At 65.0% G+C, this 21868-nt stretch carries 23 protein-coding genes; 11 read left to right on the forward strand and 12 right to left on the reverse strand.

What is annotated here, in order from left to right; genetic code table 11:
* Nucleotides 1–2 precede the first annotated feature (2 nt).
* On the reverse strand, nt 3–290 hold the full coding sequence (locus tag ABC419_RS10355; protein ID WP_412877557.1) for an SWEET family sugar transporter: 288 nt from the start codon (nt 288–290) through the stop codon (nt 3–5).
* Nucleotides 291–524: 234 nt separating this feature from the next.
* Nucleotides 525–1310, reverse strand: a complete 786-nt coding sequence (locus ABC419_RS10360; RefSeq protein ID WP_412877556.1) for a Crp/Fnr family transcriptional regulator — start codon at nt 1308–1310, stop codon at nt 525–527.
* A gap of 146 nt (nt 1311–1456) precedes the next feature.
* Here ABC419_RS10360 and ABC419_RS10365 point away from each other — a divergent pair, with 146 nt between their 5' ends.
* The 6 genes from ABC419_RS10365 to ABC419_RS10390 all read left to right on the forward strand — a co-directional run bounded on the left by ABC419_RS10365 (nt 1457) and on the right by ABC419_RS10390 (nt 7269).
* Nucleotides 1457–1675, forward strand: a complete 219-nt coding sequence (locus tag ABC419_RS10365; RefSeq protein ID WP_412877555.1) for a hypothetical protein — start codon at nt 1457–1459, stop codon at nt 1673–1675.
* A gap of 145 nt (nt 1676–1820) precedes the next feature.
* Nucleotides 1821–2474 (forward strand): class I SAM-dependent methyltransferase, encoded by a 654-nt coding sequence (locus tag ABC419_RS10370; RefSeq protein ID WP_412877554.1) that lies wholly within the window; start codon nt 1821–1823, stop codon nt 2472–2474.
* Between the two features lie 183 nt (nt 2475–2657).
* Nucleotides 2658–2960 carry a hypothetical protein gene (locus ABC419_RS10375; protein ID WP_253108001.1) on the forward strand — a complete coding sequence of 101 codons (303 nt, stop codon included), beginning with the start codon at nt 2658–2660 and terminating at the stop codon, nt 2958–2960.
* Nucleotides 2961–5070: 2110 nt separating this feature from the next.
* Nucleotides 5071–5328 carry a DUF6894 family protein gene (locus ABC419_RS10380; RefSeq protein ID WP_412877553.1) on the forward strand — a complete coding sequence of 86 codons (258 nt, stop codon included), beginning with the start codon at nt 5071–5073 and terminating at the stop codon, nt 5326–5328.
* A gap of 149 nt (nt 5329–5477) precedes the next feature.
* Nucleotides 5478–6599 (forward strand): methyltransferase, encoded by a 1122-nt coding sequence (locus ABC419_RS10385; RefSeq protein WP_412877552.1) that lies wholly within the window; start codon nt 5478–5480, stop codon nt 6597–6599.
* Between the two features lie 346 nt (nt 6600–6945).
* Nucleotides 6946–7269 carry a GrlR family regulatory protein gene (locus ABC419_RS10390; RefSeq protein ID WP_200165252.1) on the forward strand — a complete coding sequence of 108 codons (324 nt, stop codon included), beginning with the start codon at nt 6946–6948 and terminating at the stop codon, nt 7267–7269.
* A gap of 26 nt (nt 7270–7295) precedes the next feature.
* On the opposite strand, the gene ABC419_RS10395 is transcribed toward ABC419_RS10390, so the two are convergent.
* The 4 genes from ABC419_RS10395 to ABC419_RS10410 form a co-directional block, all read right to left on the reverse strand.
* Nucleotides 7296–7484, reverse strand: a complete 189-nt coding sequence (locus tag ABC419_RS10395) for a hypothetical protein (protein ID WP_200165253.1) — start codon at nt 7482–7484, stop codon at nt 7296–7298.
* A 298-nt stretch (nt 7485–7782) separates the two neighbouring features.
* Complete coding sequence (locus ABC419_RS10400) at nt 7783–8418, reverse strand: general stress protein (RefSeq protein WP_412877551.1); 636 nt, start codon at nt 8416–8418, stop codon at nt 7783–7785.
* 17 nt (nt 8419–8435) lie between these two features.
* Entirely contained in the window at nt 8436–8786 is a 351-nt protein-coding gene (locus ABC419_RS10405) for a hypothetical protein (protein ID WP_253108006.1), read from the reverse strand.
* 94 nt (nt 8787–8880) lie between these two features.
* A complete protein-coding gene (locus ABC419_RS10410) occupies nt 8881–9123 on the reverse strand; it encodes a hypothetical protein (protein ID WP_412877550.1) in 243 nt (80 codons plus the stop codon).
* Between the two features lie 367 nt (nt 9124–9490).
* On the opposite strand from ABC419_RS10410, the gene ABC419_RS10415 reads away from it, so the two are divergent.
* Together ABC419_RS10415 and ABC419_RS10420 are read left to right on the forward strand one after the other, a co-directional pair.
* Entirely contained in the window at nt 9491–9805 is a 315-nt protein-coding gene (locus ABC419_RS10415; RefSeq protein WP_412877549.1) for a hypothetical protein, read from the forward strand.
* On the forward strand, nt 9805–10263 hold the full coding sequence (locus ABC419_RS10420) for a hypothetical protein (protein WP_412877548.1): 459 nt from the start codon (nt 9805–9807) through the stop codon (nt 10261–10263). The genes ABC419_RS10415 and ABC419_RS10420 overlap by 1 nt, the downstream gene beginning before the upstream one ends.
* Here the strand turns inward: ABC419_RS10420 and ABC419_RS10425 are convergent.
* Entirely contained in the window at nt 10260–10511 is a 252-nt protein-coding gene (locus ABC419_RS10425; protein WP_412877547.1) for a hypothetical protein, read from the reverse strand. The genes ABC419_RS10420 and ABC419_RS10425 overlap by 4 nt on opposite strands.
* 348 nt (nt 10512–10859) lie before the next feature.
* Between ABC419_RS10425 and ABC419_RS10430 the strand changes: the two genes are divergently transcribed.
* Nucleotides 10860–11078 (forward strand): hypothetical protein, encoded by a 219-nt coding sequence (locus ABC419_RS10430; protein ID WP_269298460.1) that lies wholly within the window; start codon nt 10860–10862, stop codon nt 11076–11078.
* A 265-nt stretch (nt 11079–11343) separates the two neighbouring features.
* Here the strand turns inward: ABC419_RS10430 and ABC419_RS10435 are convergent, their stop codons facing one another.
* From ABC419_RS10435 to ABC419_RS10450, 4 genes are all read right to left on the reverse strand, one after another.
* On the reverse strand, nt 11344–11817 hold the full coding sequence (locus ABC419_RS10435; RefSeq protein WP_269298458.1) for a hypothetical protein: 474 nt from the start codon (nt 11815–11817) through the stop codon (nt 11344–11346).
* A 438-nt stretch (nt 11818–12255) separates the two neighbouring features.
* On the reverse strand, nt 12256–14409 hold the full coding sequence (locus ABC419_RS10440; protein WP_412877546.1) for a prolyl oligopeptidase family serine peptidase: 2154 nt from the start codon (nt 14407–14409) through the stop codon (nt 12256–12258).
* Between the two features lie 13 nt (nt 14410–14422).
* A complete protein-coding gene (locus ABC419_RS10445; protein ID WP_412877545.1) occupies nt 14423–16222 on the reverse strand; it encodes a DUF885 domain-containing protein in 1800 nt (599 codons plus the stop codon).
* Nucleotides 16223–16333: 111 nt separating this feature from the next.
* Nucleotides 16334–19225 carry a TonB-dependent receptor domain-containing protein gene (locus tag ABC419_RS10450; protein ID WP_412877544.1) on the reverse strand — a complete coding sequence of 964 codons (2892 nt, stop codon included), beginning with the start codon at nt 19223–19225 and terminating at the stop codon, nt 16334–16336.
* A gap of 84 nt (nt 19226–19309) precedes the next feature.
* Here ABC419_RS10450 and ABC419_RS10455 point away from each other — a divergent pair, with 84 nt between their 5' ends.
* Both ABC419_RS10455 and ABC419_RS10460 read left to right on the forward strand, forming a co-directional pair.
* Entirely contained in the window at nt 19310–19495 is a 186-nt protein-coding gene (locus tag ABC419_RS10455) for a hypothetical protein (RefSeq protein WP_412877543.1), read from the forward strand.
* 28 nt (nt 19496–19523) lie between these two features.
* On the forward strand, nt 19524–20144 hold the full coding sequence (locus ABC419_RS10460; protein WP_207896339.1) for a helix-turn-helix domain-containing protein: 621 nt from the start codon (nt 19524–19526) through the stop codon (nt 20142–20144).
* Nucleotides 20145–20331: 187 nt separating this feature from the next.
* Here ABC419_RS10460 and exaC read toward each other — a convergent pair whose 3' ends face one another.
* Nucleotides 20332–21849, reverse strand: coding sequence for an acetaldehyde dehydrogenase ExaC (exaC, locus tag ABC419_RS10465; protein ID WP_412877542.1), 1518 nt, complete (start codon nt 21847–21849; stop codon nt 20332–20334).
* Between the last annotated feature and the right edge of the window lie 19 nt (nt 21850–21868).

Consider the following 21868-nt stretch of genomic DNA (forward strand, 5'->3'; position numbering starts at 1 on the left):
GTTCACGCGTCCGATCCGCTCTTCCTCGCGTCGCGAAAGCGCCATTTCATAACCAGAACCGCCGACGCCATCACGAGGGCGCAAGCATTGGCGAAGGTCACAGGCCAGGCCGAGGTCATCACGCCGTAGATCGTCCACAGGATGAAGCAGCTGACGGTCAGGGAATAGGTTTTGAGGCTCACCGCCGAGGCGTCGCGCTCCTTCCAGATCTTGTACGCCTGCGGGGCAAAGCTCGTAATCGAGCAGATTGCTGCAGCCGAGCCGATAAGGGTTGCAACATCGCCAGCCATGACGGGCCAACGTCACGCTGGCCACGCTGTTCCCAAGGCGCATGTTCGCCGCTGAGGTCAATGCAGTGACGATCGCCTCAGCGTCGCCGACAACGATCCTAATGGATCGGTGCCTTTTCCGATTGCGCCGGGGTGGGCCGATGGGTCGATCAAAGCCATCTACGCTTGCGCCTGTAGCGGGAACAGGGACGGACGCGGCCGATCTCGCGCCGCCGTCCCACCGCGACCGCCCGCTTACTCTGGAGGCGACTCCAGGTAGGCCTTATCGAACTCGGCCAGGGCGGCCAGCGCGCCCCAATCCTTCAGATGGACAAGGGCCCCCTTCCACTCCACGAGACCTTCTCGTCGAAGCTCCGCCACGACGCGGTTCACATGGACGGTTGAAAGCCCAAGGATATCCGCTATCTCCGCCTGGGTCATAGGCAACTGGAAGCAGCAGTCTTCCGCGCGGCCCACCGGTTCCAGTCGGCAGTAGAGTTCACACAGGAACCAGGCCAGGCGCTCCTTTGCGCTCTGGGCGCCGAGCGCAAGAATCCACTCGCGGCTTACGGCGCCGTCGACCAGGGTGTCCAGCCACAGGCTTCTGACCAGGTCGCCGTCGGCGTCGATCAACCGATCAAGGCGAGCATGGGGAATGGAGGCCGCCCGACAGTCCGTCAGGGCGACGACGCCCTGCGGCTGGCGCTTCTTCAACAAAGAGCCGAGATTGACGAAATCGCCTGGGAGACAAATCTCGGTGAATTGGCGCCGCCCATTCCGCAACAAACGGTAGCGTGCCGCAAACCCGTTCAAAAGCAGGAGGCAGGACGAGGCTTTGACGCCCTGGACGATGAGGTCGTCGCTCGCAGGGATGAGGGCCAGAGGATTGAACGCTTCACTGAGCTTGCGGAGGGTTGCTGGAGACACGCTCCTGCGCCGCGTCAGCTTGATCGTGATCAGATCGTGGAGTTCGTCGCCGGACCACATCCCCTCTTCGCCTTCCCGCTCCACACTTCGCGCATTCCCATCGCCGCCGCTCATGCGACGCGGCGTCGATAACGTCCTCGACGCCCAGGCGTTGCTTTAACGGTTCCCCTTCGCATGGGTCGGATCGCCTGGCGCCAGGCCGAGAGACGCCGATCAGCAGAGTCATCCTAGGTTCAGGCTCGGGCGCATAGGTTTCTGTCATGGCGCTCTACGATTTCCTCGTTGCCGGTCTGGAGGCGGATCGGGTCCATGAAGCCGAGGCTTCGACGGACGCCGAGGCGCGTCGTCAAGGGTTTCGCTTCGCCGGCGATCTGATCAAAGAGCGCGAGATCCTGAGCCGGGAATCCGTCGCCTTCGAAGTGAGAGTGAAGACGAAGGACGGCCGCCAGATCTGCGCGGTCAATGTGAGGCTGGATTAGGATGCCCGAAAATGGGCCTCGAGCGATCGGCCGGCTGCTCTAACAGGACATGACGGTTGGGCATGGTCTCGGACGATGGTTATGTTACAGATTAACAATGCCTTCTTCCCGATCGACCGCCTCGCCGCCCTTCTTCAACCAGGAGATGGCCGACGCCTACGACCATCGGAATCGCGCGCTCGCTCCGATCTCCAATTGCCTCCACTTCCTGACAGGCCTGGTCCTGGCCGAATGTCCGAGCGAGGCGCGAGTGCTGTGCGTCGGCGTGGGAACGGGCGCTGAAATCCTCTCCTTGGCCCAAGTGCGTCCAGGATGGTTTTTCGTCGGGGTCGATCCTTCCGCCGAGATGCTGAATGTCGGCCGGGACCGGTTAAAGGAAGCGGGCGTTCTGGAGCGATGCGAGCTTATCCAGGGCTACGCCGAGGACGCGCCCGCCGGCCCATTCGACGCCGCGGTCAGTCTGTTGGTCGCCCATTTCATCAGACGGGAACAACGGCCGGCCTTTTACAGCGCCATTCATGATCGACTGAAGCGGGGCGGTCGCTTCGTCAGCGCCGAAATCAGCGCCGATCTCGAAGGTGCGGCGTTTCCAGACATGTTGAAAGACTGGAAGCAGGTCCAGACCCTGATGGGCGCGACCCCCGAATCGTCGGCCAGGCTGGAGAGCATGCTGCGCGACGCGCTGGGGGTTCTGCCGGCGGCAGAGACCGAGGCCCTTTGGCGGGCAGCAGGGTTTGCGACGCCCGTGTCCTTCTTCCAGGCCTTCATGATCCGAGGCTGGCACGCAATGAAGGCGTAGGCCGGACGCGATCCGGGCCGGGACGCTGGCCGGCCTTTGCTGACGCAGTCGCAACGGCCGGCCGTCGGTTGGAAGCCCCCAAACTTATGGAACAGCCTGCCGGGCTGGACTACAGCGCCCCTTGAACCGTCTCCGCGGCCATCCAAATAGCGACCGCCTTCACTCTTCACTGGAGATGCTTCGATGCGAACCGTCGTTGTAGAACCCTTTGGCGACGTCTGGGCCGTCCGCGTGGATGACGTCGAGCCTCAGCTGTTTGCGCGCGGGCGCGCCGCAGAAGACGTCGCCAAGACCGTGGCGGAGCGGCTGGCGGCCGCCGGCGACCACGTCGAGATCCATCTGTTCCTACGGAACGGCCAAAAGGCGGCGCGATTTGTTTGCCTACCTCCCCTTTCAGCCGAGGACTCTCCTCTGCTGATCGGAGGAAGCCTGCTGGCCCAGGCGGCGGCGAACGTCGACGATACCGACCAGCGCGTAAACGCCTGACGGCCAAGGCGGAGTGCAGCAGGGAGAAGGGGGCGCCAGAAGAGCGCTGCGGACTCGCCCTTCCCTATGCTGCCCAGGAGGGATTTATCCAGGTCGCCGAGCCGGTCCGTCGATGCGGCCGGTCGAGGGCTGGACAGCCATGCAAATTGTAAAATAGTAACATCGTTCACGACGGGAGGCGGAACGTGCCGGGGCGGCCCAAACGAACGGGACGGATGACAGAGGCGGTCCTGATCGCCCTGTGTCTTGCGATCTTCGGCATCCTTTACTGGATTGCGACCGGATAACGTGAAGCGGGCCGGCTTCGGCTGTCATTCCGCAGTGGGTCGAAGAGCCGCCCCCGTGGAACCCATCGCCCTCGGGACGGCTAAGGATTGTCTTCCGCGCGGAAGTCTGCGGCCCGGAGCGCCCCCCCCCTGAGCACCGCTCCGGGCCGCAACCCCTGACGAGAAAGGCGCGACCGAGAGGAACCAGGCCGGGCTTAAGCAGTTTGCCGGGCATCCCCTTCTTCCTGGTGCCGGGAGATCGTCTTTGCGCAAACAAAAATCTCCCATCCCCCGCTGGTGGCGTCTAGCCGGGTGGGAGGCGGCGCTGCTGCTCGGAACGCTTTCGTTCATAGGGATCGTCGGGTGCGCCTACATGGGCTGGATGGGCTGAGACGGAACCCCGGATGGTCCTCGAGCTTTAAGGAGGCGCATTCCGGCGCTGGCGTGCGATGCGGCCCGGCGCGCAGCCACGCACCCCCTGCGGCGCACCGGGCCGCAACCAATTCCGGCGCAGCTTGTTGGCTTGGCATGACTGGATTTGGCGGACACCTGCTCGCGGCGCTCGATCGCCTATTCAAACGCCTGACCGGGAACGAGCGCCTCCTCTAGGCGGCCTCCGTCCCTCGACTGAGGCGGCGTGGCAGGCTGAAATATCAAAAGCGCTGCCGTTAATCATCACAGGTTAAACGCGCAAAGCGCTTGGAGATCTAAGCTCCCCCAGTCGCTCGCCTCCTGAGCGGGCCTGGACCAGTCTCCCGCGCACCTCCTGAAAGAGCGGGGCTGTATCGACGGTAGAGGATCGCGGCTTGCCCAGACGTCCCCAATGGCGACCCAGCTTCGGCGAATGGTCGGTGGTGATTGCGATTTTGGCCCTACTCGCGATCGCCGCTTCCTCGGCCTTCGAGTAATCGGGCAGACATCATTGATGCTAGTCGTCGGCCGTGCGGCGAGGTTGCTTTCAGGGTGGCCATGACGACAAGGAGACCACCCCATGGCGGAACGTCGATTTTCGCAATGGCGCAACCTCGGCCTGACTGCCCCAGTGTTCTTTGCCGCTAGTCGAGTCCGGCGGCCTTCGCCTGTCCAGCTGGCATCCGAGTGTCGTCGGCGGGGCTTCGCCGTCGCGGGCGTCGCCACCGGCTCCCTGATAAGGTTTCTGGCCGTGCTGCCGGCCTTGCAACGCCTGTGTCCCGTCTCCTGCTAGATGGAGCCGGTCTTCCGTAGAGAGAAGCTTGGGAGGTCGTGGCGCCGACAGCGACGGCGACACCATCAATGTGATCGCTGGCCCGGCCGACGGATGTGGCTCCCGCCCATGCGAGCGTTTCTTCTGTAGGCAAATGGAGACCCCTCGACGGCGCCTGGGGCCTCCAACGAGGGGCTTCGCGGTTCAAAAGAGGGCAGTTCCAGGGGTTAGAGAGCTGCGATGGGCCATCTCACGGGAATGAGAACGGTTCCGAACGTCAAGGACATGCCCTCCGAAGCGAGAGCACGCTTGAGGCGCGTCTGCAGGAAACTTCAAGCGCCGAAGGCCGCTCTCCGCATACCCGCCAAACCGGAGGCCCTGCAATCCAGGCTCGCTCCCTTCTCGAAGCCGAGCTTTCAGGCTCGTTAGGCCCGCCTGAGTCCCAATGCGGCAGATCGGTTTTCTTATGCTCGCCTACCAAGTCCAGCATGCTGAGGCGCGCCTTCGCGTCCCGCCGGTCGTCGACGGAGCCGTCATATCGGGCCACCGCCGATGGCGACGTCCAAAGCGCGCGGCCCGCTGGAGAGCTGTCCTCCGGACAGTTCGCTCTTTCAGCCCGCCGACGCGTTCGTTCAAGTCGTGGATACCTCGGAGAGCGCCGATGACCTGCGGGACCGCCTACCACCCTCTCTATCGTTTCGCCCTGTTCGGGCACCACTCCGCCTTCTGCGCGGAGGTCGCGGCGGCCACGGACGACGACGCATACAGGGAAGCTCTGCGCTTCATGGGCGAGCTGTTGAAAGAGGGCGACACCGTGAGGGACGACGGCTTTTCGTATCGGGTCACGGTAACCGCGATCGACGGCCGCCGAATCTGCGACATCACGAACTGCGGCGCAAACCACGCGAGCCGAGATTGACCGCGTCGGACGCGTACGCCCGAGCGCCCGCTCGGATGCAACGCCGTAGGCGCGGGAGCCTTATCTAGAAGGCCTAGCGTCGGATCGACGACGGCCGGTTTCAAAGCTTGAGCGCCTCCTCGTTTGGTTAGGACCGTCAGGAAATCCGCATGTTCTTCCCCACCCGCCGGCCCAGGTCGTCCGCGCCGCCGCCCCTGGCCGGCCGTCGCAAGCCAAGCCCTCCGGCCGCCCGGCTCAAAGGCGACCTGATGGAAGGAGCCCATGATCACAGCGATCGCCGCGCTGGACCTAGCCCCGCCGACATGGGGATTGGGCAGCGGCGCGCGGCCTTGGTCGTCCTTCTCGACCTGCTGGCGGCCGCCGGGTACGATTTCGTGAGCCCGACCCCCGCTACCCACACACGGGTGGCGTCCCGGCGGGAGCGCGCCCGCGCCGCCAACCTGCGAGACATCTTCGGCTGGGGGCGCCCCTTCGAACCGAACGACCTCGACCCTACCCTCCTCGCCACGATGTCGAGCGGCGGGCTCCTCGTCGACGAGGGCGCGTCGCTTCGATCCGCTGTCAGGGTCAGTGCGCTTGACGGGCGCCTGCACCTGCACTCCGCCCGGAGCGACGCCCCCGACGCCGTCTTCCTTGGACCGGACAGCTACCGCTTCGTCCGCTTCCTGACCTCCGCGCTATGCGGTACGCAGCCGCGCTCGATCCTCGACGTCGGCGCCGGCGCCGGCGCCGGCGCGCTGGCGCTGGCCGCACGCTTGCCGCATTCCAGGGTCGTGGCCGGGGACGTGAACCCCTTCGCCCTTGCTCTCCTCGCCGCCAATGCCGCCCACGCCCGCCTGTCGATCGAACTTGTCGCGGGCTCTGGGCCCGAGGCCGCAGCCGGCGAGTTCGATCTCATCATCGCCAACCCGCCCTATCTGGCCGACGGCGAGCACCGGACCTATCGCGATGGAGGCGGCGCCTTGGGCATGGACCTCGCCTTGGCGTGGGTCTCTGTTGGACTGCATCGCCTGCGTCCGCGGGGGCGCTTCGTGCTCTACACGGGCAGCCCGATCATCGAAGGCCGAGATCTGCTGCGCATCGAGCTCGAGCGGCTCGCCGCCGAGGCAGGCGCGAGCATGACTTATGAGGAGATCGACCCGGATGTCTTCGGGGGGATGCTGGCGCACGAAGGCTATCGAGAGGTCGAAAGGATCGCGGCCATCGGCGCTGTCCTGTCTCGCCAGGCCGCGCCGCGAAGGTTATTCGCCACCCGGGGCCTTCGCCCTTAGACCGCTTGGGCTTCGGTGAAGGCGGCGTTCCTTATGCCAGCCTTCGGTCGCATCCGCGTGAGGAGGAACGGGATTCCGGAGCGCCGGTTAAACCTCTGAAGGCCTTAATAGAGGGCGTGGCTAAAGAGTATGCGCACAGGTCCATGACGCAGATCGACGTAAGTTCGCGAGAGCCCCAGCTCTGCCTCCGATGCGCGGGATCAGGCATCTTCGACACGGGCGTCTGCCAAATGTGCGACGGGTCCGGGAAGGCGCAGATCGACACCGACCTTTCAGCCGCCGCCGAGCAAGAGTCGAATCCCAGATCGCAGCCGAATTCTTCCGCTCGCCTCGCGGCCGAGCGCTGATGGACGACGGCCTTTACAAGATCGGCTTCAGGACACGGCTGGGATCGGGCTATGGGGTAGTCGTGCTCCAGGGCGGGCGCATCATCGGCGGCGACAGCAGCTCGTTCTATGTCGGCTCCTATGTCATTCACGGAGCGAGGTTCAAGGCCAGCCTGCAGCTCGATCGGCATACCATCATACCTGTCCTGCGATCCGTGTTCGGCGTCGAGCGTGCGCGTATCGAGCTGGAAGGCGATATCCTCGGCCAGGACGCGCTCATGTCGGGGTCTTCGCCCGATGCGCCCGAAGTGAGTTTCGAGGCCGTGATGAGCAGACTGGCCTAGACGGCGCGCCGTCGTTTACGGCCAGATCAACAACGACCGCCTCCGCCGATCGAGGCTGCGCCTTCGCAATCGCCTTCCATCACCAGGCGACCGACCACTTCTGCTCCGCCCTGCAGGGCCATGAGCTTGTCTTCAGCGTCCTCCCAGTCCTCCGCTTCCAACTGGAGAGAAAAGCAACGCTCGCCCTGCTGGTAGTCCACGAGAAACATCGGCATCGCCTATCCTACCACGAACCAGGCTGAGGGACGTCCTCGAGCCGCGAGACGGCGAGCGACGCTCCAGGCGAAGGCCCGTTTCGCCACGGCTTTATCATCATAGCGGCGCGGCTTGTCCGTCCCCTCTCCGGTCAGGCGATACCACGCCTCCTGTCGTCTTGAGCCGGGCTGGATGCGTTCAAGTCTGACGCCCGCGCGGGAGCGTAACAGGCGTTTTCTTTTCATTTCTCCGTCCTCCTGCTACCGCGCGAGGCGGGGAAGGCGGCGCAAAGCGCCCGCGCCGCCTCCCCTGCGCGCCTTATCGATACCGAGCGCGCTCCGCAGCGATCTCGTCGGTCGTATAGGGCGCCCCGGCGGGGTCAAAGCGCGTCCAGCCCGTCTGGCGATAGGCGGCCCCTCGAGCGGCGGCGTCCCAGCCGCGGCTCTCGTCTAGGATCGCCTGCGCCCGGGCCCGCTCCGTTTCATTGACGCGAACGCTGACCAGGGTTCCGCCCCGACGCACGCCTTCGGCGTAGACGTGGGCGTCATCGTCATCATGGCCCGCCTCTTTGAGCGCGCCGAGAATTCCGCCGACCGCCCCGCCCGCAGCGGCCCCCGCGGCCCCTGCAACCGCCGCCGACGCGAGCCAGCCTGCTGCCACCACGGGGCCCAGGCCCGGCACCGCCAGCATGCCCAGGCCCGCGAGAACGCCGGCGCCCACGCCGAGCGCGCCGCCGGTCGCCGCCCCCTTGCCCGCGCCTTCTGCGACGTCGTTCTCGCCGTCGCCGTTCATGTCACCGGGCGACCGCCCGTGATGCCGGTGGCTCTCGTGCCAGTTGTCGGCGTTATTGGAGATGACGCTGATGTCAGCCGCTCCAAAGCCGGCGGCTTCGAGGGCGGACACGGCCTCCATCGCTTCGGTGTGAGTATCGTAGAGTCGCGTGATAGTGGACATGGAAATCTCCTTCAGCATCAGGAAGCGGGCGACGCGCTGACGACGCCTTTGTAGTCTACGGAAACCCTCGACTCGACGCCGTCCTTGACGGCGGTCGCCGTCCAGACGCCGTCTTCGCCCTGGCTCAAACCGCCGACCTGGGCGTAGCCCTGTTTCTCAATGGCGCTTCTCGCCTGCCCCTCGGTAAAGGAATTTGCGCCCGGCGTGATCGTCCCCTCTGCAGCGTTCTCCGTCGTGTCGACGGCGGGGTTCCGAGGTGTCTCCGACGCGGACACCACAGGCCCTTCGACAGGGGATTGGGCGTCGCGGTTATCTCCGCACGCTCCAAGCAGAACGACGGCTCCGATCAGACCTATGGAAGCTCTCATGGGTTTCTCCTTTGATGAGGTGTTGAGGGAAGCCGCCCGGATTCAAAGCGTTCCGCCGCGTCGAAGACTTTCCCGCGGACCGTAAGGTTCCGGGTCATCCAGCCCGCTCCGAGGTCCGCGCTTCGCACGCCTCCACGGCTGAAACGCCATCTCGCCTCGACGCCAGTCGATACAAGGCATGCTCGTCGTCGAAGACTTCAGCGAAAGAAAAGGTCCGGCTGACGGCGAGCCGCCGCCGCGCCTCGGCCATGGCGGCCGCGACGTCCTCCACCGTGACGCATTCGACGCGCAGGACGCCCGTCCCCGATCCGCTGTAGCGAATGGTGAAGTGAGGCATGTCGCGGCTCCTCTGTGACGGTGAAGCAAGAGCCCGCCGCGCGACCTGTTCCTTGGGTCGCCTAGCGGACCCATGCGGAAGCAGGCTGGCGCTCGAGAGCCGAATCCTCTTTCGCGCTGGCATCCCCGTTTCGAGACACGGCCGGGACACGGCCTCAGCAAAGTCGATCGGAGCTGTCTCCCACGATCTCGAGTCCGAGCCCTGGAAGGCAGCATCACCTTTGCAACTCGGCGCGACACCTATCCCTGCCGTAATTCACGTTGGTAGGCATAGGCGAGGAGAACACTGGCGAGACAGTCATGACGCCAGGTTCTGGAACGCCTCCTCGCCCCCTCAACTTCTCTCCTGGGAATAAGAGGAGAGAGCCATGACCGAGACCCCACGTGATCCGCCTGAACATCTCAACAACGAGGACGGCGACCTGACGCCGGTCAAAGCCGACACAGTATCGAGGGGTGATCCAGCCGAACGGCTTCGCGGCGTCGGCCAGGAGAACATCTCCGCCCGTGCGGCCAAGCCGAAATCATCGGACCCGCCCCCTGCCCCGCCTGAGTTGGACGACGACGCCACACAGATGAAGAAGATCGAGGACGCCGCCGGTACGGAGCCTTCACCGCCTGGCGTCGCCGAGCCGGAGGGCGCACGCGAACTGCCCAGGCCCCCGCTTGCGGATCCGACCTGATGGCTCCGCGGCTTAAGCTGTTCGAATGGTCGGACGGCTTCCACACCTTCACCGTGGCGGCCAGCTCGCGACCGAAGGCGTTAGCCGCTTGGGGCAGCGGTCAGGATCTCTTCGCCACCGGCCTGGCCAAGGAAATCGACGACAGCCCCGACGCTGAGGCCGCCAAGGCTTCGCCCGGCACGGTGGTTGAGCGCAGGCTCGACGTGAAGCTGCCGGCGAGCGCTCCGAAGAAGGGCGCGGCGAAGAAGACGAAGCAGCCCAGCGCCGCCGATCGGAAACGGGTGGAGGAAGCCCAAATCGCCCTGGACGACCTCGACGCCATGCACGGTCAGGCCGCACGGCGGCTGGATGAAGAGCTGCAAGCCATTAGGGCGCGCAGGGAAGAGGAACGGACGGCCTATGAAGTGCAGCGCGAGAAACTACAGGCCCGCCTGGAGAGGGCGCGCGCTAAGCTCTAGCCCTTATCGTCATCGTCTTCGTCGTCCTCGGCCTCGAAATCCGCGAACACGAGCTGCATCTCAACCCTCACCTCGTCCATGGTCTGCTGGACCCAGGCGTGAAGGGCGCGGACGGTCTTCTCGGCTGATACGGCGTCCGGCGAGAACAGACGCTCCATGACGTCCGTCAGGGCCTGGTTTCTGCCCATGAGCACGCCAGCCCGATAGATCGGGTCGTCTGAAGGGTCGATGTCGTCGTCTTTGTCCATGTGCGACCTTCTGGCGCGCTAACACCCTTGTGAGTTGCGCACTCGCGTAACGGTTGTGACCCTCTCGCCCGGAGATAGTCTCCATCGGGAGAGTTATATGTCCATAAAACTTTAGGCGTCGCGATGGCTGCATTCACGATGAATGTTATGGCCGCGGGCGCGGCGCCCATGCCGCCTGACTGGTAGCCTTGCGCGGCGCTTCGCCGTCAACAAATCCCTTAAATGGGATCAGCGGCCCGGCTTGAGGACAGTCCCCCGGTTCTCGCTGGGCCGTTTCGATACGCGAAGTAGCTCGGAACCAGTGAACCTCCCACCGCTTGGTTTCAGGCAACCAACAGGGAGATGACCATGACCGACGTCCAACCGAACGATCCGAACCGCAATCCCAGGGAAGCGCCCGACCTGGACGGCGATGAAGTCGAAGCCGGCCGCCAGGCTCGCAAGAGCGGAGCCAATCAAGACCCTCTGGCGAACAACAATCCGGCCGACAGGAACCCATCGCCTTCGACCGGCGGCGACGGCGCCGCGGGCGCCGGCGGTCCGAAGGGCTTTGGCACGGGCGCCTGATCAGCAGGAATGGGTGGCTGGCCGAATCTCCGGAGCGGCGCCCATTCGACTGATTGATCGTCGGTGGCGGCGGCGCTCTTGCGCCGCCGCACAGCTTGAGCGCCGCCTTGTTCCGGCGACGCCCTATACACTTGGCGTCCGGGCGCACCGAGGCGCTCTGACCGCCTATCTCCCGATCGTCGCGGGTGCGATCTCGCAGTTCACCAGAGCGGCGCGCAACCATCGGGCTCACGCTGTGCAAATCTGACGCCTTCAGGCTGGTCGGCTAAGGCCGCCGCGCGCGTGTCGCACCAGCGACCGTCGCAACGCCAAGGCCTGCAACGACAAGGTCCTCGACGATCCCGCTGCGGGTCTGGCCAATGCGCCGCAGCGCGGCCTTTCGGCCGGCCAGCGTCAGATAGGCCAGCGGTATGGCGACGCCCACGGCCAAGGCGGCGCCGCGCCGCTCGCGTCCCCTCGGCGCCAGGGCGCCGCCGGCGATCCCGGCGCTCGCGATCCGGGCAAGCAGGCCGAGGAATACCGTACGATCCGGCGCGGACTTCATCTTGTCGCCCAGCAGTTCGCCAACGCCCATCGCCAGCGCACCGAACCTGAATAACGGACGGTCGAGCAGAACGAGTCTGCCCGGCGTGGCGCGGCGGCCCAGCCGCGCTGCGGCGATGACGGCCATGGGCGTCATCGAACGCGCGCTGGCGGCGGCGCCGATCAGGACCGAGGGAAGCAGGTCGAGGAAGCGCATGAAGGCTCAACCCTCTCCGACCGGGCGGGTTGCGTCGGCCGTCTCACGGAGCCTCCACCCATCCTCGCACATTTCCGGCGAGGACCGCCACGGCGCCGAAAAGCGCGATGAGCTATTCTGAGATCGCCACTGCGCCCGCGTTGAGCGTCAACACGGTCCCGCGTGAAGAGAACACGATTTAAGTTGGTGATAGATCAGGAGCCTCCCCTCGTTCCTTATAGAAGAATCGCACCATCTCAAACAAAGCTCCTACTTCTCGATTTGGCAGGAAGCAGATAGTTCGAAACGCCTCCGCGAATCGGAGCCACTCGGGGGTCTAAGCTTTGAAAGCGTCGAGTTTGGGCTCAGATCGCCCCGAACACTTCAGAGAATAAGCAATCATATTGCAGGTCGTACTTGGCTACGCCGACGACCATTCCTTGATTTACCTGAGCCTTTCTAAAGCCCCAGATGATGCGCTGCAAAGGCCAGGCGGTCGGCGGCGCTCTTGGCGGTTTTGGATCGGCTGTTGCCTGCGCCGTGGCCGGAATCCTTGTCCACCGTCAACAGAACGGGCCGCGAGGGATCGGCCAGCGCCTGCAGGCGGGCGGCGTATTTGAAGCTGTGCATCGGCGCGACGCGGTCGTCCGTGTCTCCCGTGCCGATCAGCAGGGCTGGGTAGCGCCTCCCCCGGACGGCGGCGTGGTAGGGCGAGTAGCCGTGCAGGACGGGGAACAGGGCGGCGTCCTGAGGATCGCCGTACTCGCGGATCCACAGCCGGCCGTTCGTGAACTGCGTGAAGCGCAGCATGTCCAGAACGCCCACGGTCGGCATGGCCGCCGCATAGAGGTCCGGACGGCGGGCGACGGCGCCCCCGACCAACAGACCGCCGTTGCTGTAGCCGAAGGCCGCGAGCCGTTCGGGCCGCGTATAGCCCGACGCGATCAGGTGAACCGCGCAGTCGTTGAAAGCGTCGAAGACCGCCGGCTTGTTCGCCAGCATTCCAGCCCTGTGAGAGGCCTCGCCATAGACGCCGTCGCCCGGCAGGGCGGCGATGGCGAACACTCCGCCCATGTCCATCCACGTCACCTGCTCCGGCCTGAAGTCGGGCGGATAGGAAGCGCCGAAGCCGCCGTAGCCGTAGAGGATGGTCGGAGCGTCGCCGCGCCGCGCCAGGCCTTTGCGAGACGCGATGAACAGGGGAACGCGTTTACCGTCGCGCGCCGTCACGACCACGCGCTCGACCTGATAGTGGGAAGGCTCGACCGGGCCTTGCGGCTTGTCGACGACCACGGAGCGCCGGCGCGCGACATCATACCGATAGGTCGTCAGCGGCTGACCGAAACCGGAATACTGATAGTAGATCTGGCCCGACTGGGCCGCGCGCGACAGCCCCTGCACCACGCCGAAGCCCGGCAGCGAAACGGCGCGCTCACGACCATTGCGCAACGAACGGCTGATCAGGGTGTCGCTGCCGTCGGTCAGATACTTGAGAATGAGGGCGTCGCCGGCCAGCAGCACGCCTCGCAGCGGGAAAGCGCGTTCCGGCACGACTTCCATGATTTCGCCGGGACGCTCGGCGTCCACGGAAACCAGGCGCCAGTTGGCGGCGCCCACGCTGGTCAGCACATAGAGCGTCGCGTCCCGCGAGCCGATGAAGTAGTTGCCCGCGAGCGGCTCGGCCGGGCCGAGGTCGATGGGCACGAAGTCCGCGCCGGGCCGGGTCAAATCCTTGTACAGAAGGGTGATCCCGCCGCCCGCGTAGCCGGTGTTGATGATCAGATAGCAGCCATCGGCGGACAGTTGGCCGATGAACATATAGTCCGGATTGGCCTTGTCTTCGTAGATCAGGACATCCGCGTCCTGAGGGTCGCCGAGGCGGTGGAAATAAAGCTGTTGCCCGCTGTTTCCAGACAGGAACAAGGCGTCGGGCTGAGGGAAGCGCGCGTAGTAGAAACCCGAACCGTCCGCGGCCCAGAAGGCGTTGGAGTATTTGTTCCAGTGAATGGCGTCGGCCAGGGTCTGACCGCTGCTGCGATCCAGCACGCGCCAGACGCGCCAGTCGGAACCGGCGTCCTGTCGGGCGTAGGCGACGTAGCGGCCGTCAGGCGACACCGCATAACCCGCCAGCGCCGCCGTACCGTCGGCGGACCATTGCGCGGGGTCCAGCAGCCTGCGCGCCTCGCCCGTCTCGCCCTGGCGCACCCATAGAGAGGATTGTTCCTCGCCTCCGGCGCGGCGCATGAAGAACTGAGCCTCTCCGGCCGTGGCGATCGGGCCGATGGTTTCAATGTCGAACAGGGCGTCCAGGCGGGCGCGGATTTCCTCGCGCCCGTCCAGGCCCTGCAGATAGGCGTCCGAGACGGTGTTCTGCGCCGTGGTCCAGGCCTGCACCCGCTCGGACGTGCGGATGTCCGCTTCCAGCCAGCGATAGGGATCCTCGACCGCGACCTCGCCGTAGAGGTCGATCACCGGCTCCACGGGCGTCGGCGGATAGGCGCCCCACGGCGGCTCAGACCGGGCCGTCGCAACGGCCGGACAGAGCAGACTCGCCCCCGTCGCGGCGCCCAAGAACAAGGCGCGGCGTCGGTTGAGCAGGCTGATGTCCGACATGGGGCTTCCGCTTCTAGGACTGTGACGGAGCGACGACGCCCTGAGCCGCGACAACAGGCTTGCCGCCGCGCGCGATGTAGGCCCGCATATGTTCTTCCAGCGTGGTCAGGGGCACGGCGCCCAGGGCCAGGATTTCATCGTGGAAGGGGCGCGGGTCGAAGTTCTCGCCCAGGGCGGCCTCGGCCTCGCCGCGCAGACGGCGGATGGTCAGCTCGCCCAGCTTGTAGGACAGGGCCTGGCCCGGCCAGCTGATGTAGCGATCGACCTCGGTCTCGACCTCGTGGCGCGACAGGGCCGTGTGGCCCGCCAGATAGTCGATGGCCTGTTCGCGCGACCAGCCCTTGAGGTGAACCCCCGTGTCGATCACCAGACGCGCGGCGCGCCACATCTCATAGCTGAGGCGACCGAAGTTCTCGTAGGGCGTGCGATAGATGCCCATCTCGACGCCCAGCCATTCCGTATAGAGCCCCCAGCCTTCGCCATAGCCCGAGAAATAGGTGTGACGACGGAAGGCCGGCCCGTCGGCCTGCTCCTCAGCCAGTGCCATCTGGAAGCTGTGGCCCGGCGCGCACTCGTGCAGGGTCAGGGCCGGGATGTTGTACAGCGGCCGACTGGGCAGGTCGTAGGTGTTCATCTGGCAGGATTCCAGCCCGCCACGTCCCGCCGTGTAGAAGGGCGCCAGCGCATCGGGCACCGGGATGATGGTGAAGCGGCGGCGCGGCAGGGCGCCGATCAGCTTGCCGATCTGGCCGTCGGCGCGCTTGGCCACCCAGGCCGAGACCATCATCAGTTCGTCCGGCGTCTTGGCGTAGAATTGCGGGTCGGTGCGCAGGAAGTGCAGGAACTCGTCGAATGACCCCTGGAAGCCCGCGTCCGCCATCGTCTGGCGCATCTCGGCCTGGATGCGGGCGACCTCGGACAGGCCGATCTGATGGATCTCTTCGCCGCTCAGCTCCAGCGTCGTGTATTTGCGCACCTGGGATTCATAGTAGGCGACGCCGTCGGGCATGTCGCGCGCCGCCAGAGCGGTGCGGGCGCGCGGCTGATACTCATTCAGATAGAAGGCCAACAGGGTCTTATAGGCCGGGATCACCGCCTCATTGATGACGGCGCTCGCCTCGGCGCGCAGGCGGGCCTGCTCTTCGGCCGGGATGGTCGTCGGCATCTGGCGGAAGGCCGCATAGAAGGCGTTGGCTTCGGCCGTATCGGTGATGAAGTTGGTGATGGAGGCTTCGCGCCCCTCCAGCGTCACGCGCGGCACGCTGAACCCGCGCGCCAGACCGTCGCGCATGTTGGCCAGGTGCTGGTCGAAGTAGCGCGGCGTGTCGCGCATCCGCGCGATATAGGCGCGATATTCCTCGGCCGTGCGCAGGGCGCCGGGCTGGTCCAGATAGGTCCAGAAGGAGCTGTCGCTGTTGAACGGCATCTCCCATTGACGGAACTGGCCGTCGATCAGGGCGTGCTCCAGATTGGTGCGGAAGACGGCGGCGTTGATGCGGTCCTCGGCGGACAAATCGTCCAGCGGAATGGCGTCCAGCTGGCGCAGCAGCCCCCGAACATAGGTCAGCCGCTCCTGTTGCGAGGCGGGATCGACGCTCTCGTGACGCACTGCCGGGCTGTACGCGCCATCCGCTCGCTTGACGATGCCGTAGCGAGCCATGCCGGCGTCGGTTTCCGCCTCATACAGGGCCTTCAGGCGGGCCCCGGCTTCCTGCATCCGGGCGGCAGGCGGCGAGACGTCGGCCGCAATGGCCGGAGCCGCCCCAGCCAGGATGGACGAGACGGCGCACGCCGTCAGGAGCAGAGTTCTCATCGCGGGTTCCCCATGCTTTCCCTGAAAGACATCAGGCGGCTCCGGTATGCCGACGCCGCCTGATTGAAGAGCAGTCGAAAAGGCGTCGCCTCTTCGTGGTTTGAGGTCGGCCTATCGGCGCAGCGTCACGCCGATATAGAAGGTGCGGCCGATCACGTCATAGGTGCCGGCCTGATAGCCGTATTCAAAGTTGGCGCCGCCGGCTTCCGCGCCCGGAATACGCGGCGGGGCCTCGTCGAAGGCGTTGCGCAGACCGCCATAGAGCGAGACGCGCTCGTTCACCTCATAGGAGGCCGACAGGTCGCTGTAGAAGACGTGGTCGGTTTCCGTCACGTCATACAGGTCGGGCGTGACATGGCTGCCGGGCCGCATCGGGCTGAAGTGGCGCAGGGTCCAGTTGGCCGTCCACGGTCCGGCGTTCCAGGTGGTGCGGACGGCGCCCTTCCATTCAGGCGCGCCGAACAGGCCCACCGTCTCGTCGATGGTCGAGGCGTCGCTGGCGTCCAGGATGAAGCTGCGCTCCAGCAGCTTGGTGTAGACGGCGTTGATCGAAATCGAACCGGCTTCCTCACCCATGCCGACCGAGCTCAGATCAAAGCGGTAGTTGGCCTCGAAATCGATTCCGCGGGTCTTGAACATCGACATGTTCAATTCCTGCACGTTCACGGCGACCAGGTTGTTGGTCGTCGGATCGCGCTCGACCAGGCCGCAGAACATGTTGTCCATGGACTGCAGGTCCACGCACTTGTTCAGGATGGCCTGGGCGCCGAACGAACCGATGGCGTCTTCCAGTTCGATGTCGAAATAGTCAACCGTCAGCGAGAAGTTCGGAATCCAGCGCGGCTGGATCACGACCCCGGCGGTGTAGGTCTGGGCCGTTTCCACGCCCAGGCCCTCATTGCCCGATTGAATCACATCCAGCCATTGCCAGTAGGTGTTCACGTTCTGCGGCTTGATCGCCGCGCAGTTGGCGGCCGTGAAATCGGTCCGGTCCACACGGTTGACGACGTCATGGTAGTTGCAGGGATCGGCCAGCCATGCGCCGCCCGTCTGTCCCGCCGTGAACAGCTCGCTGATGTTGGGCGCGCGCACCGATTGACCGTAGGTGCCGCGGAAACGGATGTCGCTGACCGGGGCCCAGTTCAGCGAGGCCTTGTAGGCCGTGGTTTCACCGGCGGTGCTGTAGTCCGACTGACGCACCGCGCCTTCGAACGACAGATCCTCGATGCCGGTGACGTTGCTGATCAAGGGCACGCGCACTTCGGCGAACACTTCGGCGACGTCATAGTCGCCCACCAGAGACGTGGCGGTCGTGCCGATGCTCGCATCGAATTTCGGGCTCAGCGGATCGTATTCCGGGGTCGCGCCGATGTCGTTGCTTTCGGTACGGTACTCAGCCCCGAACACCACCTGGACCGGACCAGCCGGCAGGTCGAAGGCGGACCCGGTGACATAGGCCGACACGACCTCCTGCTTCAGGGTCTGCACCGAAGGGCTGGTGTCGTACTGGATGAAGTCGATGACGTCCTGCGTCAGCGGCTTGAACGGGTTCAGCGGCACGCAGCCGTTGGACGGATCGGCGCAGACAACCGAGCCGTTGGGACCGGCGACCGCATTCAGCGCTTGGGTATAGCGGCCGTTGGCGGTGGCGTTCCGGGTGCGAACCTCCTGGCGCGTGCGGCCGTTCGAATAGTGCGCGACCCACTCCCAGTCATTGCGGCCCAGCAAGCTGAACCGGCCCTCGGCGCCGACGGTCAGCTGGTACATGTTGCGGTCGTATTCGGTTTCCTGGCGGCCCAGTTCCGAGAAGCGACGCGCAAAGCCGATGCCCGTCGCCACGCCGCCATTGGCCGCGATCATTTCCGAGGTGATGAACGGATTGCTGGCCGAGAGAATGTCCGTACCATAGGCCGAATAGGCGCGGAAAATACCCTTGGAGTCCGTCTGGGCGTAGGTCAGATCGCCGAACAGCTTGATGTTCTCGGTGATCTGATAGTTGCTCGAAACGGCGACCGAATATCGCTCGCTCGGCACCGCCAGCGCCCAATCGTCATAGCGCCCGCCGAACTCGCCCCCGTCAGTGCGGAAGCTGATCAGAGACGGGTTGCCCGTGGTGGCGCCCAGAAGGCCGCTGGGCCCGTACACAGGCCGACGCAGGGAGCCGTCCGGATTGAACGTATAGAGGTTGCCCGGCCCGCCCAGTTGCACGACGGCGCTGTCGAGATCGTACACTTGGCGGTTGCCGTCGGTCAGCGTGTACTTGCCGTCTTCGCCGCGAATGTAGAAGGGCGCGCCGCCCGACGTCCAAGGACGATCCTGGCCGAAGACAGCGTCGTTGTGCTGATTATAGCTGCCGAACAGGGTGACGTTGCCGCGGTTGTCGTGGAAATTCCGACCGAACAGAACGCTGGCGTCGTAGCCCTGCAGATCGCCGCGGGTCGAACCGGAGTAGGTTCCAGTGAACTCCATTCCCTCGTAATTCTGCTTCAGGATGAAGTTGGCCACGCCCGCCACGGCGTCGGCGCCGTACATCGCCGAGGCGCCGCCGGTGATCACGTCAACGCGCTCGACCAGGGCGGAGGGAATGGCGCTGATATCGACGGCCGACGAACCCGGCATGGCGGGCACGCGACGACGCCCGTTAACCAGCACCAGCGTACGCTCAGTGCCCAGACCGCGCAGATCCAGGGCGTTCAGGCCCGCATTGCCCTGCTGGTTCGAGGTCTGGTTGTTCTGCGAGACGAACAGGCTCGGAATCTCGTTCACGAGGTCGGCGATTTCGCTGACGCCCGAGCGGCGGATCGTTTCGGCGTTGATGATGGTGGTCGGGGTCGGCGTCTGGACGCCGCTGCGCCGAATACGGCTGCCGGTGACGACAATCTCTTCAACGGCCGTCGCCCCATTGTCGTCCTGCGGGGCCTCAATCTGAGCCGCCGCCGGGAAGGCCGCCATGCAGAGCGCCGTCGCCGCAGCGCCGACATACAGTTTTGATGCGAATTTCATTGGCGCCCACCCTCATAAAAGCATCACATTCTTGCCTCACATCCTTAAAGTCCGCAATAAATTTGGACCTTCAAAAATTTTGATATGTGCGCTGTTTTCATCATTTTCTTCGGCGCCAGCGAACAAGATCATGTCGAAGGTTTGTTTGGATTGCGGCGCGCCGTCGCCGCTGTCACTGTGGACGCACTGAATGAGCAGGAGCGATTGCGACATTGGTCACAGGCAGATGGCTTGCGGTCTTATTTGACCGAAAACATCTTTTCGATCTGACCCAAAGAGCGGACGCTGCAGAGAAGGCATGATGACGACGCATCGCAACAAGAGCAGCGCCTTTCTTAAGTTTGAGACGCGCTCAAAGGTGCAGCAGCTGCCGATCGGCGATCGCATCAAGGCGCGCCGCAAAGCTCTGGGATTGACGCTTCAGGAATTGGCGACGCGTAGCGGCCTGTCCGCACCGTTCATCTCACAGGCCGAGCGCAATCTCACCACGCCGTCTGTCTGGTCCCTGATGAGCCTGGCCAAGGGGCTGGAGGTGGAGGTGTCCCACTTCATGGAGTGGCCCCAGACCAACCAGATCGTGTTCCGCGCAGCGGAGCCCAAGACCGTCGATATCGATTCCGTCGTGGGATATGTCGATCTTTCATCCGAACTGCCGGACCGGAAGATGGATGCGGTTCTGGTTCGCATTCCGCCGGGGTTCGCCTTTCCGCCAGACTCCCACAACGGCGAGATTTTCCGATACGTCATCAAGGGAACGCTGACGGCTGTCGCCGGCGACGTGGAAGCCTTGCTCGGCCCTGGCGACGGGATGCACTTCGATGGCCGCGTGACCCATTTCGTACGCAACGATTCCGACGAAGAAGTCCTGCTGCTCTATGTCGGCACTCCGGCCTTCCTGCGGGAAGACTCCTCCGCCTAGCTCACCCGCTTGACCAGGCCCCTGCCCTCACGGCCGAGACGTGCCTTAGGCCGAGGTACGGGAACGTCAGTTCGGTCGCGAGCCGAGCTTGTGCACAACGCCGACCTTCGTGGCGGCGGCAGCTTTCTTTCCTGAATCGCCGTCGAAACAAAAAAGGCGCGGACCGAAGCCCGCGCCTTGATCGAGATCAGAAGAAGCCCAGCTTGTCGGGGCTGTAGCTGACCAGCAGGTTCTTCGTCTGCTGATAGTGGTCCAGCATCATGCGGTGGTTCTCACGCCCGATGCCCGACTTCTTATAGCCGCCGAAGGCCGCGTGGGCCGGATACTGGTGGTAGCAGTTGGTCCAGACCCGCCCCGCCTGAATGGCCCGGCCCGCGCGATAGGCGGTGTTCATGTCGCGCGACCACACCCCGGCGCCCAGGCCGTATTCGGTGTCGTTGGCGATAGCGATGGCTTCTTCAAGCGTCTTGAAGGTGGTCACGGCCAGAACCGGGCCGAAGATCTCCTCCTGAAAGATGCGCATGCCGTTCGTGCCCTTGAACACCGTCGGCTTGACGTAATAGCCGCCCGCCAGATCGTCCTTCAACACCGCCTGATCGCCGCCGGTCAGCACCTCGGCGCCCTCGTCCTTGCCGATCTTCAGATAGGACAGGATCTTCTTCAGCTGCTGGTCCGAGGCCTGGGCGCCGACCTGGGTGGTCGGGTCCAGCGGGTCGCCCTGCTTAATGGCCTCGACACGGGCGATCGCCTTCTCGATGAAGGCCTCATAGATGTCTTCGTGGATCAGGGCGCGGCTGGGGCAAGTGCAGACCTCGCCCTGGTTGAGCGCGAACATGGCGAAGCCTTCCAGCGCCTTGTCGAGGAAGGCGTCGTCAGCGTCCATCACGTCCTTGAAGAAGATGTTCGGCGACTTGCCGCCCAACTCCAGCGTCACGGGAATGATGTTCTGGGTGGCGTATTCCATGATCTTCTGGCCGACGGCGGTCGAGCCGGTGAAGGCGATCTTGGCGATGCGCGGATTGGTGGCCAGCGGCTCGCCGACCTCGATCCCCGTGCCCGAGACGATGTTGAGCACGCCCGGCGGCAGGATGTCCTGGATCAGTTCAGCCAGCAGCAGGATGGAGGCCGGGGTCTGCTCGGCCGGCTTCAGCACGATGCAGTTGCCCGCCGCCAGCGCCGGGGCGATCTTCCACGCCGCCATCAGGATGGGGAAGTTCCACGGGATGATCTGGCCGACCACGCCCAGCGGCTCGTGGAAGTGATAGGCGACCGTGTCGTTATCCAGTTCCGAGATGCCGCCTTCCTGCGCCCGGATGCAGCCGGCGAAATAGCGGAAGTGGTCGATGGCCAGCGGGATGTCGGCGGCCATGGTCTCGCGCACCGGCTTGCCGTTGTCCCAGGTCTCGGCCTCGGCGATGGCCTGCAGGTTCTGCTCCATGCGGTCGGCGACGCGGTTCAGGATCAGCGCGCGCTGGGCGACGCTGGTCTTGCCCCAGCCGTCCCTGGCCGCGTGGGCGGCGTCCAGCGCCAGCTCGACGTCGGCCGCGTCCGAACGAGCGATCTCGCACAGGACGCGGCCGTTCACCGGGGAGGTGTTCTCGAAATAGCGGCCGTTGACCGGGGCGACCCACCGGCCGCCGATGAAGTTGTCGTAGCGCGCCTTGTATTTCGGCGTCACGGCGCGGACGAATTCGGGTTTGGTCATGGGAACGGCCTCCTTGCGG

Origin of the sequence: Brevundimonas phoenicis, assembly GCF_047237745.1 — a bacterium.
GTDB lineage: Bacteria > Pseudomonadota > Alphaproteobacteria > Caulobacterales > Caulobacteraceae > Brevundimonas.

Bases quoted from the DNA above. Each gene is read 5' to 3' on its own strand.
- ABC419_RS10355 (WP_412877557.1), bottom strand. From the start codon at position 290: ATGGCTGGCGATGTTGCAACCCTTATCGGCTCGGCTGCAGCAATCTGC.
- ABC419_RS10360 (WP_412877556.1), bottom strand. From the start codon at position 1,310: ATGAGCGGCGGCGATGGGAATGCGCGAAGTGTGGAGCGGGAAGGCGAA.
- ABC419_RS10365 (WP_412877555.1), top strand. From the start codon at position 1,457: ATGGCGCTCTACGATTTCCTCGTTGCCGGTCTGGAGGCGGATCGGGTC.
- ABC419_RS10370 (WP_412877554.1), top strand. From the start codon at position 1,821: ATGGCCGACGCCTACGACCATCGGAATCGCGCGCTCGCTCCGATCTCC.
- ABC419_RS10375 (WP_253108001.1), top strand. From the start codon at position 2,658: ATGCGAACCGTCGTTGTAGAACCCTTTGGCGACGTCTGGGCCGTCCGC.
- ABC419_RS10380 (WP_412877553.1), top strand. From the start codon at position 5,071: ATGACCTGCGGGACCGCCTACCACCCTCTCTATCGTTTCGCCCTGTTC.
- ABC419_RS10385 (WP_412877552.1), top strand. From the start codon at position 5,478: ATGTTCTTCCCCACCCGCCGGCCCAGGTCGTCCGCGCCGCCGCCCCTG.
- ABC419_RS10390 (WP_200165252.1), top strand. From the start codon at position 6,946: ATGGACGACGGCCTTTACAAGATCGGCTTCAGGACACGGCTGGGATCG.
- ABC419_RS10395 (WP_200165253.1), bottom strand. From the start codon at position 7,484: ATGCCGATGTTTCTCGTGGACTACCAGCAGGGCGAGCGTTGCTTTTCT.
- ABC419_RS10400 (WP_412877551.1), bottom strand. From the start codon at position 8,418: ATGTCCACTATCACGCGACTCTACGATACTCACACCGAAGCGATGGAG.
- ABC419_RS10405 (WP_253108006.1), bottom strand. From the start codon at position 8,786: ATGAGAGCTTCCATAGGTCTGATCGGAGCCGTCGTTCTGCTTGGAGCG.
- ABC419_RS10410 (WP_412877550.1), bottom strand. From the start codon at position 9,123: ATGCCTCACTTCACCATTCGCTACAGCGGATCGGGGACGGGCGTCCTG.
- ABC419_RS10415 (WP_412877549.1), top strand. From the start codon at position 9,491: ATGACCGAGACCCCACGTGATCCGCCTGAACATCTCAACAACGAGGAC.
- ABC419_RS10420 (WP_412877548.1), top strand. From the start codon at position 9,805: ATGGCTCCGCGGCTTAAGCTGTTCGAATGGTCGGACGGCTTCCACACC.
- ABC419_RS10425 (WP_412877547.1), bottom strand. From the start codon at position 10,511: ATGGACAAAGACGACGACATCGACCCTTCAGACGACCCGATCTATCGG.
- ABC419_RS10430 (WP_269298460.1), top strand. From the start codon at position 10,860: ATGACCGACGTCCAACCGAACGATCCGAACCGCAATCCCAGGGAAGCG.
- ABC419_RS10435 (WP_269298458.1), bottom strand. From the start codon at position 11,817: ATGCGCTTCCTCGACCTGCTTCCCTCGGTCCTGATCGGCGCCGCCGCC.
- ABC419_RS10440 (WP_412877546.1), bottom strand. From the start codon at position 14,409: ATGTCGGACATCAGCCTGCTCAACCGACGCCGCGCCTTGTTCTTGGGC.
- ABC419_RS10445 (WP_412877545.1), bottom strand. From the start codon at position 16,222: ATGAGAACTCTGCTCCTGACGGCGTGCGCCGTCTCGTCCATCCTGGCT.
- ABC419_RS10450 (WP_412877544.1), bottom strand. From the start codon at position 19,225: ATGAAATTCGCATCAAAACTGTATGTCGGCGCTGCGGCGACGGCGCTC.
- ABC419_RS10455 (WP_412877543.1), top strand. From the start codon at position 19,310: ATGTGCGCTGTTTTCATCATTTTCTTCGGCGCCAGCGAACAAGATCAT.
- ABC419_RS10460 (WP_207896339.1), top strand. From the start codon at position 19,524: ATGATGACGACGCATCGCAACAAGAGCAGCGCCTTTCTTAAGTTTGAG.
- exaC (WP_412877542.1), bottom strand. From the start codon at position 21,849: ATGACCAAACCCGAATTCGTCCGCGCCGTGACGCCGAAATACAAGGCG.